Here is an 8,352-nt window from a genome sequence, read left to right on the forward strand (position 1 = left end):
TTCTTTCATGATTCACCCGTGAGATCTTGCGGCGGCTTTTCGTAAGGAAGTTTAATAAAGAACTCGGCTCCCAACGAGGCTTGTCTGTTCTGAGCATAAACCTCACCGCCATGAGCTTCAACTAATGCTTTAACAATAGCCAAACCTAAACCCACTCCCCCGGTCTTGCTGCCGGGAACGCGATAGAAAGCTTCAAATATTTTTTTTAAATGGGACTCTGGTATTCCAGGGCCTTCATCTTTCACCGAAATCAACGGCCCGCCATTTCGTTCAAGACTTAAAGTGATCGTTGAACCCGAGGGCGCGTAGCGAACTGCATTCGACAAAAGATTCAATAACACATGCTCAATCAATCTTTCATCCACTCGCGCATAGACGGTCTCGACAGAGTTCACGATAGAAATTTTATGTTGCGCTGCCAAGCGCCCCATCTTAGAAGGTATACCCGAAATCAGATCGTTTAAATCAATCCATTCCTTCTTTAACTGCAAGGCACCGGAATTAAGTCGCGACATATCCAGCAGATTTTCAACCACCTGATTCAACCTTAAAGAAGAGTCCATGATATCTTCGACCAACTGATCGCGTACAAGTTCTTGTGAAGAAAGATTTTTATCCGCCATTGCCGAAGCCGACCCTATGATCGCCGTTAGCGGAGTGCGCAACTCATGAGAGACCGTGTTTAAAAGAGCTTGATGCAGATTTTCGGAAGCTTCCAGAACCTTGGTTTTTTCTGCACTCTTTTGTAAACGCAGACGATCCAAAGCCATGGCCGTCTGGGCTGATACATTTTCAAGAATATGCTGTTGATCCAAGGTGAGGCTATCTTTTTCACGTGGGTAAAAGAGCAACACGCCCACCGAACGTTCTTTTGCCTTTAAAGGAACTGCCAGACAGCGTGACTCAGATAAAGTCTCCGTCTTCCAACCCGCATGACGGTTATTTTCAAAAGCCCACAGAGCCAAAGCAAAATCTTTATCATCAACCTTGATGTCGTTCACAGACTTTCTTAAAAGATCCCCGTCTTCATCTGTCAGTAAGATTTTGACCTTGCCATTTACGATGCGCTCTAAACTTTGCGACGCCGCCAGACTCACATCTAAAACCGACATTGCCGAAGCAAATTCTCGAACGAGCTCGTACAGAACACGCGTGCGCTTTTCACGACTCTCTAAATCTCTGTCGCGAGTTCGGATTCGGTCCGCAAGAACACCACTTAGTAACGCCACCAGAAAATAAGATAAACACATCATCACATCTTCGGGTTGCGAGATGGCAAACGTCATTGCGGGCGGAATAAAAAAGAAATTCCAAATCAAAGCACTCAAAGTCGCCGCAAAAAGAACGGGTCCCAAAGTGGTAACGAGCCCGATCAGGATCATGCTTAACAAAAAGACAAATCCGACAGATCGGTAGCCTATAACCGGAACAGCCAAGCCATTGACAAAACTCACTCCTAAAAGTGCACAGAAAGAATACCAGTATGAAGTTAACGGAGAATCAAAAACCAGCGCTTTCCACTTTGCTTTACGAACTTTTGAATCCTCTTGTTGACGAATAATATGGACGTCAACATCACTGCTCTTACTGACGAGTTGATCTAAAAGGGACCCTTGTCCTTTTAAGCGATCCCACCAGCCTTGTTGAGGTCTTCCCATAATAATTTGCGTGACATTGCGCTCATGAGAAATCTCGCGAATGCTTTCAGCAATATTATGATTTTTTACGGAAACAACTTCCGCACCTAACTCACGGGCCAAGTTCAAATTCTTTAACAGCCTAGACTGATCTTCGGCGCTTAAACGCACCTCGGTTTCGATGTGTAAAGCAATCCACGGTGCTTCTAAACTAAAAGCCATGCGGCGGGTGGCGCGAATCAGGCGAGCCGCGAAAGGACTGTGACTGACGGCTACCAACAGACGCTCTTGCGTATTCCAAGGACCTTGAATCTGCTGCACGATCATTTGATTCTGCAGATCTTGATCCACTTGCTCCGCAGTATAGCGCAATGCCAATTCACGAAGCGCCGTTAAATGTGTTTCTTTAAAAAAGTTTTCTTCAGCACGAACCGCACGGTCCCCCTGATAAACTTTTCCTTCTTTCATGCGCTTAAGAAGACCTTGCGCCGAGATATCGATAAGCTCAATCTGGTTTGCCAGATCTAATACCGAATCAGGAATTCGCTCTTGGATTTTAACACCCGTGATTTGTTGAACTAAATCAGCGCGACTTTCTAAATGCTGCACATTTACTGTGGAATAAACGTCAATGCCCGCCTCTAAAAGCTCAATCACATCCTGATATCTTTTGGGATGGCGAGATCCTGGTGCATTTGTATGTGCGAGTTCGTCAACGAGGACCAGACGTGGTTTGCGTGCAAGAATCGCATCCAGATCCATTTCTTTTAAAACTGTGTCTTTATAAACAATATCTTTTCGAGGAAGAAGCTCAAGCCCCGCAAGAAGTTCTTCCGTTTCTTTACGCCCATGTGTTTCAACGACGCCAACCACAAGATCCGTGCCCTGTTGAACTTGCTCCAGGGCCGCTTTCAGCATCGCATAAGTTTTTCCAACTCCGGGACACATCCCAAAAAAGACACGAAAGTGCCCACGCACTCTTTCGCTTTCTTCCTTTTTTATCCCGGCCAACAAACGGTCGGGATTGGGACGATATGCTTCACTCATAATGTTTCATCCAATGCCAGATTGAGCTTGAGAACATTCACTCGGACTTCTCCCAAAATTCCTCCCTGGCGCCCCTCAGTGTATTCCTGGATCAGCTTTTCAACCAGCACTGTTTGCTCTTGCGACAACTTGCGTTCAACAGCAATGCGTTGAACCTGCGAGCGTGCTGCCAAAACAGAAATATGGGGATCTAATCCACTTCCCGAGGTGTAGAGCATGTCACCCACGTTCCCTTGTGCTTTTCTTTCAGCAAGGGCCTTCTTAAGACTCTCGCTAGTTGGCCCCGCATTCGAGGCCCCTGATGCCACGGTGGCATAATCGCCTGCGGAAGGACGCGCCCAAAAGTATTTTGGATTCACAAACTTTTGCGCTATCAACTCAGATCCGATCACTTGCCCGTTTCTTTCAATCAACGAGCCTGCCGCCTTCCTAGTAAACAGCGTTTTCCCTGCGAAAGTCACCGCCAGAGGATACAGAACGCCTAAAAGAAAAGTCATGACGACAAACACCTTTATAGAAATCAAAAACTGTTTCATAACACCCACCCCATTCCGACAATGCAAACATCAATGATTTTAATTCCAACAAAAGGGACCACCACGCCGCCAAATCCATAAATAAAAAGATTTCTTTTTAGGATGATATTCGCGCCCTGAGGGCGATACTTCACACCTCGCAACGCCAAAGGAATCAGGGCAATAATAATCAAAGCGTTAAAAATCACAGCACTCAGAACGGCACTTTGCGCGGAATGAAGTCGCATAATATTTAAAGCAGCTAAGGGTCCTTCTCCGTTCACCATGTAAAGTCCCGCGAACATCGCCGGAATGATCGCAAAATATTTTGCGATGTCGTTTGCAATACTGAAGGTGGTCAGCGCCCCTCGAGTCATTAAAAGCTGTTTTCCAGTTTCGACAATCTCTATAAGCTTTGTTGGATTTGAATCAAGATCGACCATGTTACCAGCCTCTCTCGCCGCTTGAGTTCCCGTATTCATTGCAACACCAACATCTGCCTGCGCCAACGCCGGCGCATCATTCGTTCCATCTCCTGTCATCGCGACTAAGTGCCCACGGTTTTGTTCATCACGAATTCGTTGCAACTTCATTTCAGGAGTTGCTTGCGCAATATAGTCGTCAACACCTGCCTCTGCCGCGATGGCCGCAGCAGTTAGCGGATTGTCACCGGTCACCATGACGGTGCGAATTCCCATGCGACGAAGTTCAGAAAATCTTTCGCGAATGCCGCCTTTCACAATGTCTTTAAGGTGAATCACGCCTAGCACTTTCGCATTTTCAGCAACGACTAACGGAGTTCCTCCTTGGCGTGCAATCGCGTCAGCAGCGTTTTTTACTTCCAAAGGAAAGACCCCACCTAAAGACTCCACATACTTCTGAATGGAGTCACCCGCCCCTTTGCGGAGCACTCGAAGACCTTCGCTTGTTTTAATATCTACTCCGCTCATGCGAGTCTGCGCGGTGAAAGGAACAAACTGAGCCTGATGAGGGTCTAGATTCTGTGCGCGCAACGAGAATCTTTGCTTGGCTAAAACCACAATCGAGCGCCCTTCGGGTGTTTCGTCACTTAAAGATGCCAACTGTGCGGCCTCTGCTAAAGTTTCTAGTTCGACACCAGAGGCCGCCTTGAAGTCAAAAGCCATACGATTTCCAAGAGTGATAGTGCCGGTTTTATCTAACATCAACACGTCGATATCGCCGGCGGCTTCGACGGCACGACCACTTTTAGCTATCACATTTTTACGAATCAATCGATCCATGCCACTAATGCCGATAGCACTCAAAAGTCCGCCGATCGTAGTCGGAATTAAACACACCAAGAGCGCAATTAACACTGGCACATTCACGATACCGGACAGATCCTGCCCCGCACTTTTTGCTGAATAGTCTGCAAAAAATTTGAGCGTGATAATCGCCAAGACAAACACCAGTGTCAGCGATACCAATAGAATGCTTAAAGCAATCTCATTCGGCGTTTTCTGTCTTTTAGCTCCCTCGACAAGATTGATCATTCGATCTAAGAAACTATTTCCAGGGTCTGCGGTGATACGAATGATAATACGATCACTGATGACACGCGTTCCTCCCGTAACAGCACTGCGATCCCCGCCGGCTTCACGAACCACCGGAGCTGACTCTCCGGTAATAGCGGATTCATCGACCGTTGCAATCCCCTCGATTATTTCACCGTCTCCAGGAATCACATCATTCGCCTCACAGACCACAGTGTCTCCTTTGCGCAATGATAAAGAAGCCACGCTTTCTTCTCGACCTTGGAAAACTTTACGAGCCAGGGTGTGCGAACGAGTTTTCTTCATCGACTCGGCCTGCGCCTTTCCACGCCCTTCAGCTAAGGCCTCAGAAAAATTAGCAAACAAAACCGTGAACCATAGCCACATCGCTAGTTGCACCTCAAAGCCAAAGCTTTCGCCGGCCTTCATTCTATAAACGGCGATAAAACTGACCACCAAGGCGCCGATCCACGTAATAAACATAACGGGATTCTTCCATTGCACTTCGGGATTGAGTTTTTTGAAACTATCGAAAAAAGCTTGAGTCAGAATTTTTTTATCAGAAAAAGTGGAAGCACTCATAATCACTCCTTAACCTCTCATCATCAGCAAATGCTCAAGAATCGGTCCTAACGACAAAGCCGGAAAGAACGTCAATGCTCCAACAATCACGATGACGGCACACAAAAGAACCACAAATAACAACGAATCTGTCTTGAATGTTCCCACCGATGCCGGTGCTATCTTCTTACCCGCAAGACTTCCTGCAATGGCTAGCACAGGCAAAATAATCGCGAAGCGACCGACCAGCATTGCGAGCGCAAGAGTGACATTGTAAAACGTCGTGTTCACCGACAGACTACCGAAAGCACTCCCATTGTTTGCCGCTCCCGAAGTATAGGCATATAAAATTTCACTCAAACCATGAGGACCTTGGTGTCCCAATCCCGCAAGCCCCGCCGGAGTTGCAATTGCTAAAGCACTGAAGATCAATATCACCACACAAGGCGCAAGCACTCCGACCACCACCCAGATGATTTCTTTAGCTTCAATTTTTTTTCCTAAGTATTCAGGCGTGCGTCCGACCATCAATCCCGAAATAAAAACGGTCAGAATCACAAAAAGCAGCATCCCGTACATTCCCGCCCCGACACCGCCGAAGATCACTTCACCTAACATCATGTTAACCAGGGCTATTCCACCACTGAGGGGAGACAATGAACTATGCATGGCGTTCACCGAGCCATTCGAAGCCGATGTCGTTAAGACCGACCACAACACACTATTCGTCACACCAAAGCGAGTTTCTTTCCCCTCCATGGAGGCCGCCTGAGCGATGAAAGGATTTGCACTGTACTCACTCCAAAGCGACAGTGAAAGCATCACAACAAACATCGCCATCATTGCTGAAAACAACATCCAACCTTGCTTTCTTGATCCCACCATCACACCGAAGGTGTAAGTACTCGCCGCCGCGATCAGCACTAGCGAAATCATCTGCAAGAAATTGCTTAAAGGAGTGGGGTTTTCATAAGGATGTGCGCTATTAACGCCAAAGAATCCTCCACCATTGGAACCCAGTTGTTTAATCGCAATCTGAGAAGCCGCCGGCCCTTGGGGTAAAACCTGCTCAGCACCTTCAAGGGTTTTTGCTGGCACATAAGAGTTGAAGTTTTGGACAACACCTTCTCCGACAAGAACGACAGCCAGAAAAAATGAAAGCGGCAAAAGCACATTCACTGTTGCCCGCGTTAAATCCACCCAGAAGTTCCCGATTCCTGTCACCTGCTTGCGCGCAATTCCTCGAGTGAAAGCCAAAAACACGGCAAAGCCTGTTGCCGCACTGACAAAGTTCTGCACTCCCAGTCCCAGCATCTGAGTTAGATAACTCAAAGTACTTTCACCCGAATAGGCCTGCCAGTTGGTGTTCGTCATAAAACTCACGGCCGTATTAAATGCCAAGTGCCAAGACGTATTTGTAAAACCCTGTGGATTCAAAGGCAGAATCTGCTGCACCATCATCAAGACCATCACAAATATCAAGCCTAGAAAGTTGAAACATAGAAGAGATATAGAGTACTGCTTCCAGTTCATCTCACCGAACTCATCTATTCCACATATTTTATAAATGATCTTTTCCAAAGGCCGCAGAACCGGCGACAGCCAGGTGCGCTCTCCTTGAAACACTTTCGCCATATAACCACCCAAGAGCGGCGTCGCCACTACGATCACCGCTAGGGTCAAAAACACTTGAATGAAGTCTGAAATAGTAAAACCCATTGTTAATCCTTTTAGTGACTAACAATTTAGGTCTTTCCACATCAATTCCGCATAAAGAGATCTACATTAGAAATAAAGAAAAAATAAAAATCCCAAAATTGTACAACGAAATAGTGACTACAAACGGGATTCAAAAAATCCAATGTCTCCAATGCGCCTAACTAACTAACTAACTACTAGCTAGCTACGATCGAGCTGGCTAACTTCTCACTTACTCTTGACTGAATCCGACGATACTTGAAATCGCGCCTGCTGAATGGGAAGCTTCGAAAATAGATTGTTGAAAATAAAAAAGGCGACATCTCTGCCGCCTTTTCTTTCAAAATATTGTTTTCAAAGTTAACCAGAGTTTCTTTCGCTCACGACTTCACGAGTTTCTGAAGTCGTAGGTTTTTCTGGATGAAGAACTTTAACATTATCTACTTTTGCAAGTTGCTCTACTGGTTTGGTCTCAGAGAAGTTCAACATCACAACTCCAAGAATGATCAAACTCGTCGCCAATACTTTTTGTATTGGCAGTGGTTCATTAAACATCCAAAGCCCCACAAGCGCCATCATCGCCGTTCCGACACCCGCCCAAATTGCGTAGACAATACTGATAGGTAACGACTTCAAAGCGACAGCGAGAGCCACAAAGCAGATTCCATGACAAACTATGGTAAGTATGACTGGAAGCACCTTTGTGAATCCCACGGAATATTTCATGGTGATTGTGCCCAAAACCTCAAAAACGATTGCTGCTGCCAAATACAAGTATGCATTAGCCATAAGACACCCTGTCGCATCTCGACCCTTTCCTTGTGCTATTCAATTTTGTTTTCCCGTGCTCGGGTGATTCCCCGAGAGATCTTTTTTTGATTCAGTCAAAAAAGACTTAAAAAGCGAACAGGAGAAAATTCCTGTTATTGATATATGTAGAATACCACAGGCCCTTCCAAAAAGCTCTCGCGACTCGACTAAAACAATATTAACTAGAGATTTCAGCAATTTACAAAAGAGACACGAAGCCTCCTATGGAGCCTAAATATGTTTACATCTATCAACATTTGTTTATATATTTGAATCATACTGAGACAGTTAAAGGGCAATTATCAGAACTCTAACAAGAACATGATTTTGAAATCGACTGACTTAGTTGGAGAATAACGGATCAAACAAGCCGCCCCCACCAGAAGAAACTTTAAAGAGACTAGAGGCACTCCTAACAATCACTTCCACGGTGGAAGTAACTTTCAGCAGAAAAACCTCGATTACAGTCGATCTCTTAATGGAATACCCTTTTACCCAAATGACAGTAAGGGAATGAGTAATTCTTCTGAGTCGACAACAAACTCCACTTTAACGCATCAGCTTACTGCC

The 8,352-nt window shown here is 45.8% G+C and carries 5 protein-coding genes; all 5 read right to left on the bottom strand.

Going from position 1 to position 8,352, the window contains the following annotated elements; translation table 11 throughout:
• Positions 1-5: 5 nt before the first annotated feature.
• On the bottom strand, positions 6-2,684 hold the full coding sequence (locus AZI87_RS13030) for a sensor histidine kinase (RefSeq protein WP_063207832.1): 2,679 nt from the start codon (positions 2,682-2,684) through the stop codon (positions 6-8).
• Entirely contained in the window at positions 2,681-3,220 is a 540-nt protein-coding gene (gene kdpC / locus AZI87_RS13035) for a potassium-transporting ATPase subunit KdpC (RefSeq protein ID WP_063207835.1), read from the bottom strand. Before kdpC ends, AZI87_RS13030 begins: the two co-directional genes overlap by 4 nt.
• Complete coding sequence (gene kdpB, locus AZI87_RS18145) at positions 3,217-5,295, bottom strand: potassium-transporting ATPase subunit KdpB (RefSeq protein WP_063207838.1); 2,079 nt, start codon at positions 5,293-5,295, stop codon at positions 3,217-3,219. The genes kdpC and kdpB overlap by 4 nt, the downstream gene beginning before the upstream one ends.
• Positions 5,296-5,304: 9 nt before the next feature.
• Entirely contained in the window at positions 5,305-6,993 is a 1,689-nt protein-coding gene (gene kdpA / locus AZI87_RS18150; protein ID WP_063207845.1) for a potassium-transporting ATPase subunit KdpA, read from the bottom strand.
• A gap of 339 nt (positions 6,994-7,332) precedes the next feature.
• The gene (locus AZI87_RS13050; RefSeq protein WP_081112222.1) at positions 7,333-7,761 is read right to left on the bottom strand and encodes a DMT family transporter; all 429 of its coding nucleotides are present in this window, start codon (positions 7,759-7,761) and stop codon (positions 7,333-7,335) included.
• Between the last annotated feature and the right edge of the window lie 591 nt (positions 7,762-8,352).

Source organism: Bdellovibrio bacteriovorus, assembly GCF_001592745.1.
GTDB lineage: Bacteria > Bdellovibrionota > Bdellovibrionia > Bdellovibrionales > Bdellovibrionaceae > Bdellovibrio > Bdellovibrio bacteriovorus_B.